The sequence below is a fragment of the Microbacterium phyllosphaerae genome (genome assembly GCF_017876435.1).
GTDB lineage: Bacteria > Actinomycetota > Actinomycetes > Actinomycetales > Microbacteriaceae > Microbacterium > Microbacterium phyllosphaerae.
The window spans coordinates 578,538-595,362 of the sequence record NZ_JAGIOA010000001.1; the positions used below are offsets into that span (position 1 = coordinate 578,538).

The 16,825-nt window shown below is 67.7% G+C and carries 20 protein-coding genes and 2 tRNA genes; 13 read left to right on the forward strand and 9 right to left on the reverse strand.

Annotated elements, in window-relative coordinates; translation table 11 throughout:
* Window positions 1-23: 23 nt before the first annotated feature.
* Window positions 24-2,585 carry a DNA gyrase subunit A gene (gene gyrA / locus JOF42_RS02740; RefSeq protein ID WP_210096450.1) on the forward strand — a complete coding sequence of 854 codons (2,562 nt, stop codon included), beginning with the start codon at window positions 24-26 and terminating at the stop codon, window positions 2,583-2,585.
* Window positions 2,582-2,986, forward strand: coding sequence for a DUF3566 domain-containing protein (locus JOF42_RS02745; RefSeq protein WP_210096451.1), 405 nt, complete (start codon window positions 2,582-2,584; stop codon window positions 2,984-2,986). Before gyrA ends, JOF42_RS02745 begins: the two co-directional genes overlap by 4 nt.
* A gap of 51 nt (window positions 2,987-3,037) precedes the next feature.
* On the opposite strand, the gene JOF42_RS02750 is transcribed toward JOF42_RS02745, so the two are convergent.
* Window positions 3,038-3,748 (reverse strand): VIT1/CCC1 transporter family protein, encoded by a 711-nt coding sequence (locus tag JOF42_RS02750; protein ID WP_245340701.1) that lies wholly within the window; start codon window positions 3,746-3,748, stop codon window positions 3,038-3,040.
* Window positions 3,749-3,887: 139 nt separating this feature from the next.
* Here JOF42_RS02750 and JOF42_RS02755 point away from each other — a divergent pair, with 139 nt between their 5' ends.
* From JOF42_RS02755 to JOF42_RS02775, 5 genes are all read left to right on the forward strand, one after another.
* The gene (locus tag JOF42_RS02755) at window positions 3,888-5,156 is read left to right on the forward strand and encodes a sensor histidine kinase (protein WP_210096452.1); all 1,269 of its coding nucleotides are present in this window, start codon (window positions 3,888-3,890) and stop codon (window positions 5,154-5,156) included.
* Complete coding sequence (locus tag JOF42_RS02760; protein WP_210096453.1) at window positions 5,144-5,830, forward strand: LuxR C-terminal-related transcriptional regulator; 687 nt, start codon at window positions 5,144-5,146, stop codon at window positions 5,828-5,830. The genes JOF42_RS02755 and JOF42_RS02760 overlap by 13 nt, the downstream gene beginning before the upstream one ends.
* Window positions 5,827-6,750 carry a DUF4097 family beta strand repeat-containing protein gene (locus JOF42_RS02765; RefSeq protein ID WP_210096454.1) on the forward strand — a complete coding sequence of 308 codons (924 nt, stop codon included), beginning with the start codon at window positions 5,827-5,829 and terminating at the stop codon, window positions 6,748-6,750. Before JOF42_RS02760 ends, JOF42_RS02765 begins: the two co-directional genes overlap by 4 nt.
* A gap of 85 nt (window positions 6,751-6,835) precedes the next feature.
* Window positions 6,836-6,909 (forward strand) — tRNA-Ile (locus tag JOF42_RS02770).
* Between the two features lie 25 nt (window positions 6,910-6,934).
* Window positions 6,935-7,007, forward strand: a tRNA-Ala gene (locus JOF42_RS02775).
* Window positions 7,008-7,069: 62 nt separating this feature from the next.
* Here the strand turns inward: JOF42_RS02775 and JOF42_RS02780 are convergent.
* The gene (locus tag JOF42_RS02780; RefSeq protein WP_210096455.1) at window positions 7,070-7,627 is read right to left on the reverse strand and encodes a hypothetical protein; all 558 of its coding nucleotides are present in this window, start codon (window positions 7,625-7,627) and stop codon (window positions 7,070-7,072) included.
* Between the two features lie 246 nt (window positions 7,628-7,873).
* On the opposite strand from JOF42_RS02780, the gene JOF42_RS02785 reads away from it, so the two are divergent.
* Window positions 7,874-8,155 (forward strand): hypothetical protein, encoded by a 282-nt coding sequence (locus tag JOF42_RS02785; protein ID WP_210096456.1) that lies wholly within the window; start codon window positions 7,874-7,876, stop codon window positions 8,153-8,155.
* A gap of 10 nt (window positions 8,156-8,165) precedes the next feature.
* Here JOF42_RS02785 and JOF42_RS02790 read toward each other — a convergent pair whose 3' ends face one another.
* Window positions 8,166-9,086 (reverse strand): LysR family transcriptional regulator, encoded by a 921-nt coding sequence (locus JOF42_RS02790; RefSeq protein ID WP_210096457.1) that lies wholly within the window; start codon window positions 9,084-9,086, stop codon window positions 8,166-8,168.
* A gap of 169 nt (window positions 9,087-9,255) precedes the next feature.
* Here JOF42_RS02790 and JOF42_RS02795 point away from each other — a divergent pair, with 169 nt between their 5' ends.
* Window positions 9,256-10,047, forward strand: coding sequence for a gamma-glutamyl-gamma-aminobutyrate hydrolase family protein (locus JOF42_RS02795; RefSeq protein WP_210096458.1), 792 nt, complete (start codon window positions 9,256-9,258; stop codon window positions 10,045-10,047).
* Between the two features lie 37 nt (window positions 10,048-10,084).
* On the opposite strand, the gene JOF42_RS02800 is transcribed toward JOF42_RS02795, so the two are convergent.
* The 3 genes from JOF42_RS02800 to JOF42_RS02810 form a co-directional block, all read right to left on the reverse strand.
* Complete coding sequence (locus JOF42_RS02800; RefSeq protein ID WP_210096459.1) at window positions 10,085-10,600, reverse strand: DUF3253 domain-containing protein; 516 nt, start codon at window positions 10,598-10,600, stop codon at window positions 10,085-10,087.
* 79 nt (window positions 10,601-10,679) lie between these two features.
* Window positions 10,680-11,798, reverse strand: coding sequence for a M24 family metallopeptidase (locus JOF42_RS02805; protein WP_210096460.1), 1,119 nt, complete (start codon window positions 11,796-11,798; stop codon window positions 10,680-10,682).
* Between the two features lie 43 nt (window positions 11,799-11,841).
* On the reverse strand, window positions 11,842-12,291 hold the full coding sequence (locus tag JOF42_RS02810) for a DUF1801 domain-containing protein (protein WP_210096461.1): 450 nt from the start codon (window positions 12,289-12,291) through the stop codon (window positions 11,842-11,844).
* A gap of 155 nt (window positions 12,292-12,446) precedes the next feature.
* Between JOF42_RS02810 and JOF42_RS02815 the strand changes: the two genes are divergently transcribed.
* Window positions 12,447-12,869 carry an NUDIX hydrolase gene (locus JOF42_RS02815; protein ID WP_210096462.1) on the forward strand — a complete coding sequence of 141 codons (423 nt, stop codon included), beginning with the start codon at window positions 12,447-12,449 and terminating at the stop codon, window positions 12,867-12,869.
* Between the two features lie 18 nt (window positions 12,870-12,887).
* Here JOF42_RS02815 and JOF42_RS02820 read toward each other — a convergent pair whose 3' ends face one another.
* Window positions 12,888-13,349 (reverse strand): aminoacyl-tRNA deacylase, encoded by a 462-nt coding sequence (locus tag JOF42_RS02820; protein ID WP_210099059.1) that lies wholly within the window; start codon window positions 13,347-13,349, stop codon window positions 12,888-12,890.
* 50 nt (window positions 13,350-13,399) lie between these two features.
* Entirely contained in the window at window positions 13,400-13,900 is a 501-nt protein-coding gene (locus JOF42_RS02825; RefSeq protein ID WP_210096463.1) for a DNA helicase, read from the reverse strand.
* A gap of 145 nt (window positions 13,901-14,045) precedes the next feature.
* Between JOF42_RS02825 and JOF42_RS02830 the strand changes: the two genes are divergently transcribed.
* A complete protein-coding gene (locus JOF42_RS02830; RefSeq protein WP_210096464.1) occupies window positions 14,046-14,603 on the forward strand; it encodes a peptidylprolyl isomerase in 558 nt (185 codons plus the stop codon).
* A 21-nt stretch (window positions 14,604-14,624) separates the two neighbouring features.
* The gene (locus tag JOF42_RS02835; protein ID WP_210096465.1) at window positions 14,625-15,527 is read left to right on the forward strand and encodes a rhomboid family intramembrane serine protease; all 903 of its coding nucleotides are present in this window, start codon (window positions 14,625-14,627) and stop codon (window positions 15,525-15,527) included.
* A 162-nt stretch (window positions 15,528-15,689) separates the two neighbouring features.
* Here JOF42_RS02835 and JOF42_RS02840 read toward each other — a convergent pair whose 3' ends face one another.
* Window positions 15,690-15,929 (reverse strand): cell division protein CrgA, encoded by a 240-nt coding sequence (locus JOF42_RS02840; RefSeq protein WP_210096466.1) that lies wholly within the window; start codon window positions 15,927-15,929, stop codon window positions 15,690-15,692.
* A gap of 85 nt (window positions 15,930-16,014) precedes the next feature.
* On the opposite strand from JOF42_RS02840, the gene JOF42_RS02845 reads away from it, so the two are divergent.
* Window positions 16,015-16,809, forward strand: a complete 795-nt coding sequence (locus JOF42_RS02845; protein WP_210096467.1) for a class E sortase — start codon at window positions 16,015-16,017, stop codon at window positions 16,807-16,809.
* Window positions 16,810-16,825 lie beyond the last annotated feature (16 nt).

The following is a 16,825-nucleotide window of genomic DNA, read 5'->3' on the forward strand; positions in this document are numbered from 1 at the left end:
AACGACCGGAATCGACAACACACATGACTGACGAAGTACGCCCCGAGCCGGCACACGACCACGGCAAGATCGACCAGGTCGACCTGCAGTCGGAGATGCAGCGCAGCTACCTCGACTACGCGATGGCCGTCATCGTCGGGCGCGCGCTGCCCGACGTCCGCGATGGGCTCAAGCCGGTGCACCGCCGCGTGATCTACGGCATGTACGACGGCGGATTCCGCCCCGACAAGTCGTTCTCGAAGTGCGCCCGTGTCGTCGGCGAGGTCATGGGTCAGTACCACCCGCACGGTGACTCGGCGATCTACGACGCCCTGGTCCGTCTCGTGCAGCCGTGGTCGCTGCGGTATCCGCTGGCTCTCGGCCAGGGCAACTTCGGCTCGCCCGGCAACATGGGCGCCGCTGCTCCCCGATACACCGAGACCAAGATGGCCCCGCTCGCGCTCGAGATGGTGCGAGACATCGAGGAAGACACGGTCGACTTCACCGACAACTACGACGGTCAGACCCAGGAGCCGACGGTCCTGCCGGCGCGCTTCCCGAACCTGCTCGTCAATGGATCCGTCGGCATCGCGGTCGGCATGGCGACCAACATCCCCCCTCACAACCTGCGCGAGGTCTCGGCCGCTGCACTCTGGGCGCTCGACAACCCCGGTCTCCCCCGCGAGGAGCTGCTCGAGGGACTCATCCAGCGCATCCCCGGTCCTGACTTCCCGACCGGCGCGCAGATCCTCGGCACGAAGGGTGTGCAGGAGGCCTACCGCACGGGACGCGGATCGATCACGATGCGCGCGGTCGTCAACGTCGAGGAGATCCAGGGCCGCACGTGCCTTGTCATCACCGAGCTGCCGTACCAGGTGAACCCCGACAACGTCGCGGTGAAGATCGGCGACCTCGCCCGTGACGGCAAGATCACGGGTATCGCGGACATCCGCGATGAGTCGTCCGACCGCACGGGTCAGCGTCTCGTGGTCGTGCTCAAGCGTGACGCGGTCGCGAAGGTCGTGCTGAACAACCTCTACAAGCACACGCAGCTGCAGGAGAACTTCGGCGCGAACATGCTCGCGATCGTCGACGGCGTGCCGCGTACGCTCGCGATCGACGGTTTCGTGACGAACTGGATCACGCACCAGCTCGAGGTCATCGTCCGTCGCACGCGCTTCCGCCTCGCCAAGGCGGAGGCGCGCATGCACATCCTGCGTGCCTACCTCAAGGCGCTCGACGCGCTCGACGAGGTCATCGCTCTCATCCGTCGATCGCAGACCACGCAGGATGCGAACGAGGGCCTGCAGAAGCTCCTCGACATCGACGACATCCAGGCGCAGGCGATCCTCGACATGCAGCTGCGCCGACTCGCGGCCCTCGAGCGTCAGAAGATCCTCGACGAAGCCGCGGAGCTCGAGCGCCTCATCGGCGAGTACCAGGCGATCCTCGCCGACGAGTCCCTGCAGCGCGACATCATCCGCGACGAGCTGACCGGCATCGTCGACCGCTTCGGCGATGACCGTCGCACCCACATCCTGCACGGCTTCGACGGCGACGTCTCGATGGAAGACCTCATCGCCGAAGAGGAGATGGTCGTCACCATCACCCGTGCCGGATACATCAAGCGCACGCGCAGCGACAACTACCGGTCGCAGCACCGCGGTGGCAAGGGCATCAAGGGCGCGCAGCTGCGCGCCGACGACATCGTCGAGCACTTCTTCGTGACGACCACGCACCACTGGCTGCTGTTCTTCACCGACAAGGGTCGCGTCTACCGCTCGAAGACCTACGAGGTTCCCGAAGCCGGTCGCGACGCGAAGGGCACGCACGTCGCGAACCTCCTGGCTCTGCAGCCCGATGAGAACATCGCGCAGGTGCTCGACATCCGCGACTACGCGGTCGCCGACTACCTCGTTCTCGCCACGCGGGACGGACTCGTCAAGAAGACGCGACTCGAGACCTACGACACCAACCGTCAGGGCGGCGTCATCGCGATCCGTCTGAACGACGAGGACGAGCTGGTCTCGGCTCTCATGGTGAACGCCGAGGACGACATCCTGCTCATCAGCCGCCGTGGCATGTCGGTGCGGTTCAGCGCCACCGACGAGGCGCTGCGTCCGATGGGTCGAGCGACCGCCGGCGTCAAGGGCATGAAGTTCCGCGAGGGCGACAGCCTGCTGTCCGCCTCCGTCGCGGCACTCGGCCAGTACGTGTTCGTGGTCACCGACGGCGGCTACGCGAAGCGCACCGCGATCGAGGAATACCGCGTCCAGGGACGCGGCGGATTCGGCATCAAGGTCGCCAAGCTCAACGATGATCGGGGCACTCTCGCGGGTGGTCTGATGGTCGCTGAGGACGACGAGGTCTTGGTGGTTCTGTCCAGCGGCAAGGTGGTACGCTCTGCCGTGGCCGAGGTGCCCGCCAAGGGCCGCGACACCATGGGAGTGGTGTTCGCACGGACGACGGAAGCCGACCGTATCCTCGCCATCGCCCGCAACGGTGAGCGGGGCCTCACCGAGGAAGACGAATCGGATGAGGCGGAGGTGGACTCCGAGACCACCGCCCCCGAGACGAACGAGAACCCTGAGGAAGCAGACGCATGAGCACAGTAGCCGACAAGCTGGCGAAGAAGTCCACGCGCAAGACCGGAGGCAAGCAGGTCCGCCTGCGCCTCGTCTACGTCGATTTCTGGTCGGCCGTGAAGCTCTCGTTCCTGGGAGCCGTCGCGCTCGCCATCGTCACGATGGTGTCGTTCTTCCTCATCTACCTCGTGCTTCAGGCGACCGGCATCCTCACGCAGGCCGACGACTTCGTCGGCGTGATCACCGACAACTCGGTGCGCATCTCCGAGGTCGCCGGGCTTCCTCAGGTGATGGCCTTCGCCGCCGTCGTCTCGATCCTGAACCTCATCGTGTTCACCGTGCTCGGCGCGGTGATCGCCGGCATCTACAACGTCGCCGTGAAGGTGACCGGCGGACTGCTCGTCGGGTTCATGTCGAACTGATCCCACGGATTCGAAGAAGGGCGGATGCTGCGGCATCCGCCCTTCTTGCGTCTAGACCACCCCGGTCGTGCCGAGAAGCGTGCCGATCACCCAGGTGATCAGCAGGGCGAGCGCCCCGCCGAGGACGAGCCGCACGGATGCTCGGAGGGGTGGCGACCCGCCGATCTTCGCAGACACCGTTCCCGTGACGGCGAGGGCCAGGAGGACGGCGATGAAGGTGACGGGAACCCGCCACTCGGGTGGGGGCAGCAGGATGGCCAGAAGCGGGAGCAGGGCGCCGAGCGTGAAGGCGATCGCCGACGACAGCGCCGCGTGCCAGGGGTTCACGAGGTCGTCCTGATCGATCCCCAGTTCCACCTCGAGGTGCGCGGCGAGGGCGTCGTGCGCGGTGAGCTCCTCGGCGACGGTGCGTGCCGTCTCCTCGCTGAGTCCGCGGTGTCGGTACAGGGCGGTGAGTTCGGCGAGCTCGGCGTCGGGCATGGTCCGAAGCTCCTCACGCTCCTTCGCGATCAGTGCCCTCTCGCTGTCGCGCTGGCTGCTGACCGACACGTACTCGCCGAGGGCCATCGAGATCGCGCCGCCCACCAGACCCGCGAGGCCTGCGGTGAGCAGTGCCGCGTTGTCGGTCGTGGCACCGGCGACGCCGACGACGAGGGATGCGACCGAGACGATGCCGTCGTTCGCGCCGAGCACGCCGGCGCGCAGCCAGTTCAACCGCTGTCCGAGCCCTGCTCCGTGCGGTTCGCCCTCGTGTGCGCTCATGGGCTCAGTGAAGCAGATCGTCGCACGCACCGCGCCCCCTTCGGGCCGTGCCAGATCTGACGAGCACTACGGAAAACCCGAACTCGGGAGTCCGGTTGCCTCGGTGTCGGCGCGATCCGCACCGCCGTACCTTGGAGACATGACGACACAGACTGCCACGCCCCCACCGGCGACGGCCTCGAAGCCGCCGCTGCGCATCTTCCTCTCGATCCTGCATCTGGCGGGCATCGGGATCATCGGCGGCTTCATCTTCGCGACCCTTTCCGGACTCTTGGGCACAGGCCTCGGTCTGCTCTTCGCGGCCGGCATCGGCGTCGTGCTCCTCGTCGGGTTCGTCTACGCGCTGTTCGGCGTCGGCTGGTTCGAGGTCGCCCGCGTCGGTGCCCTCTACAACGCTCCGATCGCCCCGCTGCGCTGGCGACCGCGTGATCGGCCCGGCTTCGCGGGCTGGCTGCGCTCGCTCGGACGCCAGGCGATCGACGGCCGCATGTGGCGGGCGCTCGCGAACTTCGCGATCACGGCCGTGCTCGGCTGGATCGTGCTGCGCCTCGCCTGGGGCGTCGTGTGGTCGATCGTGATCTGCTTCGCCCCGCTCACGGGGACGGATGCCGTGATCGGGCCGTTCGGCGGAGGTGGCATCGACGCCTCCTGGGCGCCGCTCGTCGGCATCCTCGGTCTTGCCGCCTCGCTCGCCGGGATGATCGGTCTCGCCCTGCTGCACCGCGTGCTCTCGCTGTCGATCGTGATCCGCAGCCGCGAGGCTGAACTCACGGAGCGTGTGCGCACCAGCACCGCCCAGCGGGAGGGCGCCGTGCGCGCCGCCGACGTGGAGCGCACTCGCATCGAACGCGACCTGCACGACGGCGTCCAGCCGCGGCTCGTCTCGGTCGGCATGACCCTGGGCCTCGCGCAGCAGAAGATCGACGACGACCCGGATGCCGCGAAAGAGCTGATCGCCGAGGCGCATACCTCGACCAAGGCCGCCATCACCGAACTGCGACAGCTCGCCCGCGGCATCCATGCCTCGGTGCTCGACGATCGTGGCCTCGACGCGGCTCTGTCTGCGTTGGCCGGCCGGTCGCACATCCCGGTGAGCCTCGACGTCCGGATGGACGGACGCTGCAGCCGTGAAGCGGAGGCCGCCGTGTACTTCTCGATCGCCGAATCGCTCACGAACGCCGCGAAGCACTCCCGGGCCAGCGAGGCCAGGGTGACCGTGCGACTGCGTGAAGGCGGGGTGCTGTGGGCCCGCGTCGAGGACAACGGCATGGGCGGCGCTCAGGTGCAGCCCGGTGGTGGCCTCGACGGCATCGCGAACCGCATCCTCGCCGCAGGCGGAACCTTCCGCCTCGAGAGCCCCGTGGGCGGACCGACCAGCCTGGAGGTGAACGTGCCATGCGCATCCTGATCTGCGAGGACTCGGTCCTGCTGCGCGAAGGACTCGTGCGCCTTCTCGAGGATGCCGCCCACACCGTGGTCGCGGCACTCCCCGACACCGAGGGACTGGTCGAGGCAGTGGTCGAGACCGACCCGGAGCTCTGCATCCTCGATGTGCGGCTCCCCCCGACGTTCACCGACGAGGGCATCCGTGCGGCACTCGGCCTCCGCGCCACGAACCCGGCTCTTCCGCTGCTCGTGCTCTCCCAGTACGTCGAGGAGCGGTACGCCTCGGACCTCATCGCGGCCCAGGGTGGCCCGCTCGGCTACCTGCTGAAGGACCGCGTGGCCGATGTCTCGGAGTTCCTCGGGTCCGTCCAGCGGATCTCCGAGGGCGCGACCGTGCTCGACCCGGAGGTCGTGGCCCAGCTGCTGACACGGCGCAACCGCGACGATCGGATGCAGCGGCTCACCGAACGCGAGCGCACCGTGCTGGCGCTCATCGCCGAGGGCAAGTCGAACCAGGCGATCGCCGGGTTGCTCTTCCTCTCTGAGGCCAGCGTCGAGAAGCACATCACCGCGATCTTCCAGAAGCTGGGTTTCGAGCAGGGAGAGTCGGGCAACCGGCGCGTGCTCGCCGCCCTCGCACACATCGAGAACACCGGGGGCCCGACGCCGACCGGACAGACAGGAGTGGGACGATGACCACGAACGACGACTTCCAGGGCGGACACACGCCGTTCACTCCCCCGCCGGCCACCCCTCCGGAGCCGGCGGCACCGACACCCGCACCGACTCGCTCGGAAGACGGGGGTCGCTCCTCGGGAGCGACCGCGGTCATGATCCTCACCGCAGTGGTGGGCGGAATGGCTCTGATCGGCTCGGGAGCGACCGCTGCGGTCGCCGCGACCGGCAGTCTGGTCGCCGCGTCGACCGAGGGCACGGACTCGGTGCTGTCCGAGGATGCATCCGGCATCCAGCGGATCGACCTCGACGTGGATGCAGGGAACATGCGGATCGAGTTCGGTGACGTCGACGACGCGGAGCTCGCGGTGACCAACAGCCGTGGTCCGGCGTGGACGCTCGAACGAGACGGCGACTCCCTGGTCGTGCGCAGCCCCGAGTTCGAATTCGGATGGTGGTTCGGCAGCTGGTTCGGCGACGACCAGTCGGCGGTGCTCACGCTCCCCGAGAGCCTGCGGGACGGTGCCTTGGACGCCGACCTGACCCTCGATGCCGGGAGCCTCGACGTGGTCGGCGACTTCGGCGCCCTCGACATCACGGTCAACGCGGGAGCGGTCGACCTGGAGGGCGCGGCGACCGGGCTGAGCATCGACATGAGTGCCGGTCGTGCCGACGCCGTGCTCGACGGGGTGGACACGGCCGACCTCAGCGTCTCCGCCGGTGATCTCAACGTCGAACTCACGGGGGGTGCGCCGTCGCAGACGACGATCGACGTGAGCGCCGGATCCCTCGATCTCACGGTGCCCGACGAGTCGTACACGATCACCCAGGACGTCAGCGCGGGCTCGCTCGACGCCAAAGTCGACCAGGCATCGGGCGCCCGGCGCACGATCGACGTCTCGCTCTCCGCAGGCAGCGTGACGATCCGTCCGGGCGGCTGATCCCCCTCGAGGGCGGGGATCCGTGGGGGTCCCCGCCCTCGATTGGGTAATTCGGGAAATCTCCGGTAAAGTTTCGGAGGTTGACGGGCCCATAGCTCAGGCGGTTAGAGCGCTTCACTGATAATGAAGAGGTCCCAGGTTCAAGTCCTGGTGGGCCCACTCCTCAACTCAATATTTCCCTCACGGGGCCTTAGCTCAGTTGGTAGAGCGCCTGCTTTGCAAGCAGGATGTCAGGAGTTCGAATCTCCTAGGCTCCACACTGTGTTGAGACAGTTCGAGAAGGCCCCGCTTCGGCGGGGCCTTCTCGTTTGTATGGGTGTCAGGGCATCGTCTGCTCGGAGAGCTCGTTGGTGGCGGTGTCACAGGTCGTGATGCGCCACACGGCGGAGCCGCCGTCGATCTCTCGCGCCATCTCGACGATCAGCGGACTCGGCCACTGCTCTCCCGATGCCATCGCCGCCACGATCGCACCGCTGCCGGGGCTCTGCTCCGCCTCGGTGAGTTCCACATCGCCCGACGAGAGGACCTCGAAGGACCGCACGTCGACGATCGACTCCATCCCGAAGCTCGGGTCGTCCACGCGCTCGCCCCACATGTCGGTCTTCGAGGAGACGCTGCGGATGCGCCACACCCACTGCTCGTTCAGGTACTCGAGGCGGAGTCCGACGACGCTGCCGCCCACCGCGGCCGACTCCGACGGCAGCCCCTCGAGGAAGTCCGTCGGCCACGTGAACTCCGGCGGCGTGCAGGTTCCGGGATAGTTCTCGCCGACGGCCTGCGGAGGCGCCGGCGTACCGGCTCCCGTCGAGCATCCGGTCAGGACGCCGATCGCACCCGCGAGGAGGATCCCCAGAACCACACGCACATCTCGCTTCATCGCCCCTCCGTCTTCCGGCGTCCAGAGCCTATCCGCTGCATCTCGTCCACAGGTGTTAACAACCCTGTTAACAACCCCGGAGCGCCATTCCACAGGTGTGGATGGATCTGTTAACAACTCGGACGCCCGAAAAGAACGGAGGGGTTCCTTGTTTTCCGAGTGTCAGAAGCCGACGCCGTTGCCACGCTGGCCGCCGGTTCGCAACCCCCCTTTTCAGGTCGCGACCCCCGGCGTAGCGTGCCGGGCATGAGCGACGCGAAGACGATGATTCAGACAGAGGTGGTCTTCGACGGGACGAGTTACCTTCTCGCCCAGGATCAGGATGTCGGAGACCTCCGACATCGCATCGAGGCTGCGGCGAAGACCGGAGGGACCTTCATCGATGTCGTCGTGGTCGGCAACAGATCCGTCAGTCTGCTGATCACGCCGACAAGCCGAGTCGCGATCAGCGTGGCGACGGTGGCATATGACCCGCGCGACACGGGCGACATCGACTTCCCGTACAGCGGGTACTACGACGTCCTCTGAGGTTCGCGGGTCAGGCGGGTCGAGCGGCGGTGAGTGTCTCAGCCGCGTCGTGGAGGCACTCGATGAAGGCGGCGCAGACCGCGCTCTCGTCGGTGCGGGCCTGGCGCGCGGCCATGAGCCTCGTCGTCGGCGACCCGGCGAGAGGGATCACCGCGATCGACGGGGGAACCAGCTGTCGCACGGACTCAGGCAGGATGCTCGCGCCGACGCCGGCCGCGACGAACCCGAGCGCCGTCTCCTGGTGCACGACCTCCTCGGCGATGCGCATGGCGCCCGGGGTGATCCCGAGCACTTCGTGCACCCGATCGACATACCCCGGCATGACTGAGCGAGGGTAGGCGATCATAGGGACCTCGAGGATCTCGGCCGCGGTGACCTCCGCGCGAGACGCGAGGCCGTGTGTGACCGGTACACACATCACCAGTCTCTCCTCGAACACGACCTCGGTGATCAGCTCGGGAGCCCTCGCATCCGACAGCGCGGACTCGTCGCGCACCAGCCCGACATCGAGCGTCCCGTCACGGAGGCGGTCGATCTGCTCTCCCGATGTCAGGGGCACCAGGGACAGCGTGACGCGGTCACGGCGGGAGCGGAACAGGCGCACCACCTCGGGGAGCACGGTGTAGTTCGCCGAGCTCACGAACCCGGCGGTGAGCTGACCCGCCAGGCCGTCGACATAGTCGCGCATCTCGCCGCGCACGGCGTCGACCTCGTCGAGGATCCTCCGCGCGCGCTCCTGCAGATGGCGGCCGGCGGGCGTCAGCGTCACGCGCCGAGTGCTGCGGTCGAACAGCGGCACGCCGACCTCTCGCTCGAGTCGGCCGACCTGCACGCTCAGCGGGGGTTGCGACATGTGCAGACGCCGTGCCGCCCGCCCGAAGTGGAGCTCGTCAGCGACAGCCATGAAGTAGCGCAGCTGACGGAGTTCCATCTCGGAACGATACGTGCCGTGTATTACCGCCGCGTTACACGTGGATTGCGAGCAAAGCGCTATCAATCCGAAGGGGAAAACGTATTTGACCTGGGGTTGTCGCGAGGCTTTATCTGGAAGCGGAACGTGATGGAGGGACCAGCACCATGACCGCACCCCGGGTCGCAGAATGAGCGTGCACGTCGCTCTCTTCCACGTGCGCACCCGCCGTCAGGCCGCTGCCGTCGGATACCAGACGCTCCTGGACGGCCTCAACGCCTCTGCTGTCGCAGCGATCGAACGGGTGGGGTGGACGACCTCGCTGCACGCCGCCGGCGAGGCCCCCGAACCGCAGCTGAAGCGCGCCTCGCGCGAGGCGGATGTCATCGTGCTCCTCGGCGGCGACGACATCGAGCCACTGCTCTACGGCCAGTCCGACCGGCGTCCGCAGCGCACGGCGTACCAGCGTCGTGCTGACCGCACGCAGATCGCGGTCGTCATGGAGGCGGTGCGGTCGAGGCGGCCGCTGCTCGGAGTCTGTCGCGGCATGCAACTGCTGAACGTCGCCCTGGGCGGGACGCTCCACCAGCACGTCGGGGGGCACCGCGGCGCGGGAGTCGATCCCTTCGTCGCGACCGATCTGAAGGACCTCGATGCGGTGTCGCCGCGACTGCGGCACCCTCTTCTGTGCACCCACCATCAGGCCGTCGACGAGCTCGGTCACGGCCTTCGTGCCATCGCCCGTTCACGCAACGGAGTGGTCGAAGCGGTCGAGCATGAGTCGCTTCCCTTCCTCGGTGTCCAGTGGCATCCCGAGCATCCCTCGGTCGCCTCGGACCAGTTCACCGAGCTTCTGCGGATCGTCCACCGACGGGGAGCGGCGCTGGACCCTGCCACGACGATGGCCGCCGCAGGACCGATGGAAGTCACGCGTCCTGTTCCGTCGTCGATCGATCGACGTGCGACGGTCGTGCGGCACTGACAGCGGTTCGGACGGATGATCGCGCGTCGGCGATCCTTCAGATCTCCGGGCCGCGGATGATCCGCACGGGCCCGCGAACAGTGCGGATGCTCACCGGCTCGCCCTTCTGGGTGACGCGGATCTCGTCGCGGTCGGCGAGGTCGGCCGCCACTCGACGGACGTCGGGCATCAGACCGCGCCAGGACTCGCCGCCGACCGTCCGAGCGACGTCGCTGGGGCAGATCGAGGATTCGCCGCGCTTTCGGACGAGCGCCCGGATGGCGGCCGCGATGCGCTCGTCGAACCCGTCGCCCGTGCGCTCCTCCCACCACGGAGCTCCGCGCTCGCCGAGCGCGGTCTTGGCGTCGTGCACCCGACGCCGCGCATCCACCTCCGACGACTTCACCGCTCGTCGCGCCGCCATGAGCTCGTCGACCAGCTCCTGACGGAATCCGTCGGGGATCGAGGGGTCGGTGGCCCGCCAGCGCCGGCCGTCGATGACGACGTGGTGACCGTCGGCTGTGCGCACGGGATCGGCCTTCTCGCCGGATCGTGCGTCGCTGTCGGATGCCATGCGAGCAGTCTGTCGTGATCGCTCCGGCCGACACAGGGTCTTGACGGGCCGAGCGGATGCCTCCTCGACCCGTGAGGACTCAGCCGACTGCCGTGAGCTGGTGCGGCGCGACGTTCAGCCGTTCGCAGCCCTCGGCCGTCACGACGACGATGTCCTCGATGCGGGCTCCCCACTCGCCGGCGAAGTAGATGCCGGGCTCGATGCTGAAGGCCATGCCCTCCCGCAGTACCAGGTCGTTGCCCGGGGCGATGTACGGCTCCTCGTGCACCGAGACGCCGATGCCGTGGCCGGTGCGATGCAGGAACGCCTCGCCGAGCCCGGCGTCGGTCAGAACCCGTCGCGCGGCGGCATCCACCTCTTCTGCGGTCGCACCCGGTCGTACGGCGTCCACCGCGGCCTGTTGCGCGCGCACCAGGACCGCGATCCGGTCGGCGGCGTCGGGCGCGGGAGTTCCGACCACATACGTCCGCGTGCTGTCGGAGTTGTAGCCGCTCGGCACCGCTCCCCCGATGTCGACGACCACGACCTCGCCGTCGCCGATCACACGGTCGGAGACCTCATGGTGCGGGTCGGCGCCGTTCGGACCCGAGCCGACGATCACGAACTCGACCGTGCGATGCCCCTCGGCGACGATCGCCTCGGCGATGTCGGCGGCCACCTCGCGCTCCGTGCGGCCGGCACGCAGCCATTCGGGCACACGCCGGTGCACTGCGTCGATGGCCGCGCCCGCGCGCCGCAGCTCGGCGATCTCGTCTGCGTCCTTGATCATGCGTCCCTCGCGCAGCACGGGAGTCGCGAGCTCGATGCGCACGCCGATCCGCTCGGCGACCGGGATCACGTGCAGGGCGGGGAGTGCGTCGGAGACGCCGACGCGGGAGACCGCGCCGACGGCGGCGACCACGAGATCGTACGGGTTCTCGCCGTCGACCCAGTCGGACACCGCGAGGCCGAGCTCGCCCACAGCGGTGCTGCGCACCTTGGCGAGCTCCATGCGCGGCACGATGACGGTGGGTGCGAGTCCCGGGCCCAGAACGAGGGCGGTGAGCCGCTCGATCGTGTCGCCCTCGACGCCGACCAGATACTGCAGGTCGGGGCCAGGGCCCACGATGATCGCGTCCAGGCCGGCAGCGGCGGCGAGAGATGAGGCGCGGTCGAGTCGGGCGGCGTACACGGAGGCGGGGAACGGCAGTGTGCTCACGGCATCCACGCTACTGCGCGCGTTGCCGCCCGGGAACCGCTGCTCAGCTCACGGCGAGGCGGATGCGCTCGGTCAGCGCCTTCCGGTTCGCCGCCGTCAGGTCGAGCAGCGCATAGGCGGTCGGCCACATCGTGCCGTCGTCGAGGTTCGAGATCGGCTCGAAGCCGAACGTGCCGTAGCGCACCTTGAACTTGCTGGCGGGCTGGAAGAAGCAGAGCACCTTGCCGTCTTTGCCCCACGCCGGCATGCCGTAGTAGGTGCGCGGCATGAGCTCGGGGGCGACCTCGGTCACGAGCGCGTGCAGTGCCAGCGACAGCTCGCGATCCTTGTCGTCGGGCAGCTTGGCGATCGCCGCCTCGAGGTCGGCGACGCCCTCGGCGCGCACCTCTTCTGGGGTCTTCTTCGCACGGGAGCGGGACTTGCGCTTGTCGGCGGCAGCCTCCTTCATGGCCTCGCGTTCTTCGGCGCTGAAGTTCTTCTCGTTGTCAGCCATGGCCGACTCCTTTCACGGGGTGATCTGCGATGGATCTCACACTACGGACGCCGCGGACCGCTGTGCTTCTCGATTCCTGATCGATATCGGTATGTCCATCGCGGGGTGCTGACACAGAGCACGCTCTGGCACCCGCCTGACGTTAGGGTGAGGGCATGGACATGCGGGTCGCGGCATACGCGGTCGTCACCGATGACGACGGACGCATACTTCTGGCGCGCTGGATCGAGGGGCGCAGAGTCGCCTGGACCATGCCCGGTGGTGGCCTGGAACCGGGCGAGGCTCCCGAAGATGCAGTCCGTCGAGAACTCCGTGAGGAGACGGGATACACCGTCAAGGTCGGCGAGCTGCTCGGCATCCATTCCCGGGTGATCCCGGCGAGCCAGCGGGTCAACAAGTCCGATCAGCCGCTGCACACACTTCGCATCGTCTATCGCGCGACCGTCCGCGGCGGAAAGCTGAGCTTCGAGACGGACGGCTCCACAGACATGGCCGAGTGGTTCACTCTGAAGTCGGTGTCGGAGTTGCAGCGGGTCAAGCTGGTCGACATCGCGCTGCGGATGGCCGGCATCCTCTGACGCGAGCGCGCGGCGAACTCAGTCGCGCGGCTCTTCTGGCACCGAGATGTCGGCGACGGTCGCGCCGTAGGCCGCGATCAGGTCGTCCGCGTCGACGAACAGGCTGTAGCCGTGCGCACCCGCACCCATCGCGATGCGCTGGCCGACGATGGTCTCATCGGCGAAGACGGGCCAGTCGGTGGTGCTGCCGATCGGGACGATCGTCCCGCGCTCGTACCCCGTCGCCGCGAGGGCGAGATCGGGTTCGGGCAGACGCAGCTTGTTCACGCCGACGACCGCACGCAGCTTGGGCCACGAGATCGACCGGCCGCCGGGAACGAGCGCGAACAGGTAGGTGTCGTCCGATCGCTTCACGACGAGCGTCTTCACGATGCCGGACGCAGGGATGCCGAGCAGCTCCGCGGCCTCGAAGAGACTCCGAGCGGCGGGCCGCTCACGGATCTCGATGTCGAGGCCGCGTGAAGCCGCGGCATCCCTCACCCGGGCATGGAGATCACCCGGCTCGGCGGCCGGGTGATCCGAGGTCGAGGTCACGCGTCGGGAGCGGAGAGCGGGTCGTCGGCGACCCAGAGCTCGTCGTCGGCGCGCAGTGCCTGCCATGCGGCGTAGAGAACGCCCGCCGCTGCGGCGATTCCGAGGATCAGGGCGATGACCGATCCGACGCTCGGGCCCTTGGGCTCGGGCTGGGTGGCCTTCTTGACCTTCTTCACGACGCCCTCGCGCTTGGCGTTCGCGACGTCCCACGCGGTGAGCGCGGTGCCGACGACGCCGCCGACGATCGGAACGACCTTGTCATCGACGACGTGGTGGCCGAAGCGCACCCCGCGGTCGACGACCGGTGCCACGCGACGGTTGTACGTGTCCTGCACGACAGGACCGACCTGCTCGCGGCCGAAGTGGCCGAGCTGGCGTCCGGCTTCACGTGCGACGTCGGCGGCGTGGCCGACCAGGACCTGCTGGTTCTCCCAGAGCTGGTTCGCGTCTGCCTGAAGACGACGCAGTTCCTTCTTACGCTTGCGGCTGATGCTCACGGTGCTCTCCTGTCGATTGGAGTACGAGTACCCCATCTTGCCACGCGACCCTGGATGGGGGGAGGGAATCGCCGAACCCTTGCGCCGAGGGCGGAACAGCGGTAGTGGCGGGCCAACTCATGGGAAGCTCTGCGAGAATGAGAGCATGGCTCACGCTTCTCATGTCGCAACCCTGCACACCAACCACGGTGACATCGTCATCAACCTCTTCGGCGACCACGCTCCGAAGACGGTCAAGAACTTCGTCGGCCTGGCCGACGGCACCCAGTCCTGGACCGACCCCGCCACCGGCAAGCCGGGCGAGGGCGCGCTCTACTCGGACGTCATCTTCCACCGCATCATCCCCAACTTCATGATCCAGGGCGGCGACCCGCTCGGACAGGGCGTCGGCGGCCCCGGCTACAACTTCGACGACGAGATCAACATGGAGCTCAACTTCAGCGAGCCCTACATCCTCGCCATGGCCAACGCCGGCCTCCGTCGCAACGCCATCACCGGCAAGGCCGAGGGCACCAACGGCTCGCAGTTCTTCATCACGACCGACCCCACCCCCTGGCTCCAGGGCAAGCACACGATCTTCGGCGAGGTCGCCGATGACGCCTCCAAGGCCGTCGTCGACGCCATCGCCGCCGTGCCGACCGCAGCGGGCGACCGCCCGATCGAGCCCGTCGTGCTGCAGTCGATCGACATCGTCGCGGCCTGACGCCGACGCTGGCCGATCCGGATGACGACGCCTGAGTTCGCGGACAACCGCGACAACTTCTGCTACCGGCATCCGGATCGGCAGAGCTTCGTGCTCTGCCAGCGGTGCCTGCGCACCATCTGCCCCGAGTGCCAGACCCAGGCAGCCGTCGGGGTCATCTGCCCCGAGTGCATGGCCGCAGAGCGCAAGAACCGCACCCCTGCCCAGAAGAGGGCCGAACGCCGCTGGGGCGGGCGCAACACCGCGACCACGATGGTCCGAAGCGGCAAGCCGATCGTCACCTACGCGCTCCTCGCTGTGACGTCTTTCATCGGGCTGCTTCAGCTGATCCCCGGTGTGGGTGATGCGATCACGAGCCAGCTGCTCTTCGCCGCGGGCTACCTCTACCCCTCGCTGTCGCTCTACCCGTTCGAGCCGTGGCGACTGCTCACCGCCGTCTTCGTGCACGGCGGGTTCCTCCACCTGGCCCTCAACATGCTGGCTCTCTGGATGCTGGGGCAGACGCTCGAGCCGATGCTCGGCCGCGTGCGTTTCCTCGCCCTGTATCTGATCAGCGGACTCGGCGGGTCTGTCGCCGTCGCCGTGATCGACCCCACGACGGCCACGGTCGGCGCCTCGGGTGCGATCTTCGGCCTGATGGCCGCCCTGCTCATCATCGGTCGGCATCTCGGCGCGAACGTCACGGGCATCCTCGTGATCCTGGGCATCAACTTCGTCGTCGGCTTCGTGTTCTCTCAGAACATCGCCTGGCAGGCGCACCTCGGAGGCGTGCTGATCGGAGCGCTGGTCGCGTTCATCCTCACCCGCACGAGACGCAGAGAGCAGCGGACTCTTCAGATCGTGCTGCTGTCAGCGGTCGTTGTGGCACTGGTCCTGATCGTCGCTTTCCTGCCGCCGTTCCTGATCACGACGGTTTACTCCTGATCAAGGGTTGTTAACAGGGTTGTTGACGGGTGTGAATAACATCTGTGTAATTCTCCCCATGTTGGGGATAACCTGTGGATAACTCGTCGTCAGATCCCTGACAACGCAGAAGGCCCCTCTCGTCAGACGAGAGGGGCCTTCTGCGAAGCGGAGAGGGTGGCGTCAGCGCCAGCGGGTCGTCATGAGGAAGCCGATCAGGGCGATCCCCAGGCCGATCGCGAGGTTCCAGTTGTCGAGTCCGGGAATCGGGAACTGCATGCCCGAGATGTAGAACACGAGGATCCAGGCCAGACCCAGCAGCATGAAGCCGACCATCACCGGCTTGAACCACACCGCATTGGGAGCGGCGTCGCCTTCACTGCGCGGAGCTTCGGGTTCTTCGGTCTTACGGTCGCGTGCCATTCCCACAGTGTACCCAAGAGTGTCATATCGCGCGGAAATCCAGGCTTCCCGGCGCTGATTCAGGTCGAAGCGATAAAGTCGGGGCATGACTGCATCCGTCGTCTCGGGGGAGCGACGTGCACGGCCCCGTCGCCCTCGATCTCGCGCCACGTTCACGAGCGTCCTGGGTGAGCTTCTGCTCACCGCCGGCGTGCTCGTGCTGCTCTTCGTCGCCTGGCAGATGTGGATCGGCGACATCATCATCAGTGCGCAGAAGAACGACGAGGGCGCGGCGGTGTCGCAGGAATGGGCGAGCGGTCCCACTCCCGAACTGCCGCCGGTCGTCGAGGCGGACGACGGCACCACGACGTTCGAACCGGTGATTCCGGCCGCGCCGGCCGACACGGAGCGGCTCGGTCAGATGCACGTGCCGCGCTTCGGCGCCGACTACAACGTGGGGATCTACGGCGGCACCAGCCGTGCCCGCACGCTCGACAAGCTCGGCATCGGCGTCTACACCGACTCTAAGATGCCGGGTGAGGTGGGAAACTTCGCCATGGCGGGTCACCGCACCACCTGGGGCAAGCCGTTCAACCAGCTCGACAAGCTGCAGGTCGGCGATGCGATCGTCGTCGAGACGCCCGACGGCTGGTTCACCTACCGCTTCCGCACGCTCGAGTACGTGAAGCCCACTCAGACCGAGGTGCTGCTCGACGTGCCGCAGATGCCCGGAGTCGAGACCGGCGAGAAGTACATCACGCTCACCGCGTGCTCGCCTCTCTACTCGCTCGCCGAGCGCATCGTCGCCTATGGCATCTTCGAGAGCTTCCAGCCGAGGGCTGAGGGCCCGCCGCCCGCACTCACCGACCCGCCCCCGCCGCCCGCTGCGCCGTCGATCTAGCCGAACGGAACGAGAC

Coding starts and splice junctions, on each gene's coding strand:
- gyrA (WP_210096450.1), top strand. CDS start 24: ATGACTGACGAAGTACGCCCCGAGCCGGCACACGACCACGGCAAGATC.
- JOF42_RS02745 (WP_210096451.1), top strand. CDS start 2,582: ATGAGCACAGTAGCCGACAAGCTGGCGAAGAAGTCCACGCGCAAGACC.
- JOF42_RS02750 (WP_245340701.1), bottom strand. CDS start 3,748: ATGAGCGCACACGAGGGCGAACCGCACGGAGCAGGGCTCGGACAGCGG.
- JOF42_RS02755 (WP_210096452.1), top strand. CDS start 3,888: ATGACGACACAGACTGCCACGCCCCCACCGGCGACGGCCTCGAAGCCG.
- JOF42_RS02760 (WP_210096453.1), top strand. CDS start 5,144: ATGCGCATCCTGATCTGCGAGGACTCGGTCCTGCTGCGCGAAGGACTC.
- JOF42_RS02765 (WP_210096454.1), top strand. CDS start 5,827: ATGACCACGAACGACGACTTCCAGGGCGGACACACGCCGTTCACTCCC.
- JOF42_RS02780 (WP_210096455.1), bottom strand. CDS start 7,627: ATGAAGCGAGATGTGCGTGTGGTTCTGGGGATCCTCCTCGCGGGTGCG.
- JOF42_RS02785 (WP_210096456.1), top strand. CDS start 7,874: ATGAGCGACGCGAAGACGATGATTCAGACAGAGGTGGTCTTCGACGGG.
- JOF42_RS02790 (WP_210096457.1), bottom strand. CDS start 9,086: ATGGAACTCCGTCAGCTGCGCTACTTCATGGCTGTCGCTGACGAGCTC.
- JOF42_RS02795 (WP_210096458.1), top strand. CDS start 9,256: ATGAGCGTGCACGTCGCTCTCTTCCACGTGCGCACCCGCCGTCAGGCC.
- JOF42_RS02800 (WP_210096459.1), bottom strand. CDS start 10,600: ATGGCATCCGACAGCGACGCACGATCCGGCGAGAAGGCCGATCCCGTG.
- JOF42_RS02810 (WP_210096461.1), bottom strand. CDS start 12,291: ATGGCTGACAACGAGAAGAACTTCAGCGCCGAAGAACGCGAGGCCATG.
- JOF42_RS02815 (WP_210096462.1), top strand. CDS start 12,447: ATGGACATGCGGGTCGCGGCATACGCGGTCGTCACCGATGACGACGGA.
- JOF42_RS02830 (WP_210096464.1), top strand. CDS start 14,046: ATGGCTCACGCTTCTCATGTCGCAACCCTGCACACCAACCACGGTGAC.
- JOF42_RS02835 (WP_210096465.1), top strand. CDS start 14,625: ATGACGACGCCTGAGTTCGCGGACAACCGCGACAACTTCTGCTACCGG.
- JOF42_RS02840 (WP_210096466.1), bottom strand. CDS start 15,929: ATGGCACGCGACCGTAAGACCGAAGAACCCGAAGCTCCGCGCAGTGAA.
- JOF42_RS02845 (WP_210096467.1), top strand. CDS start 16,015: ATGACTGCATCCGTCGTCTCGGGGGAGCGACGTGCACGGCCCCGTCGC.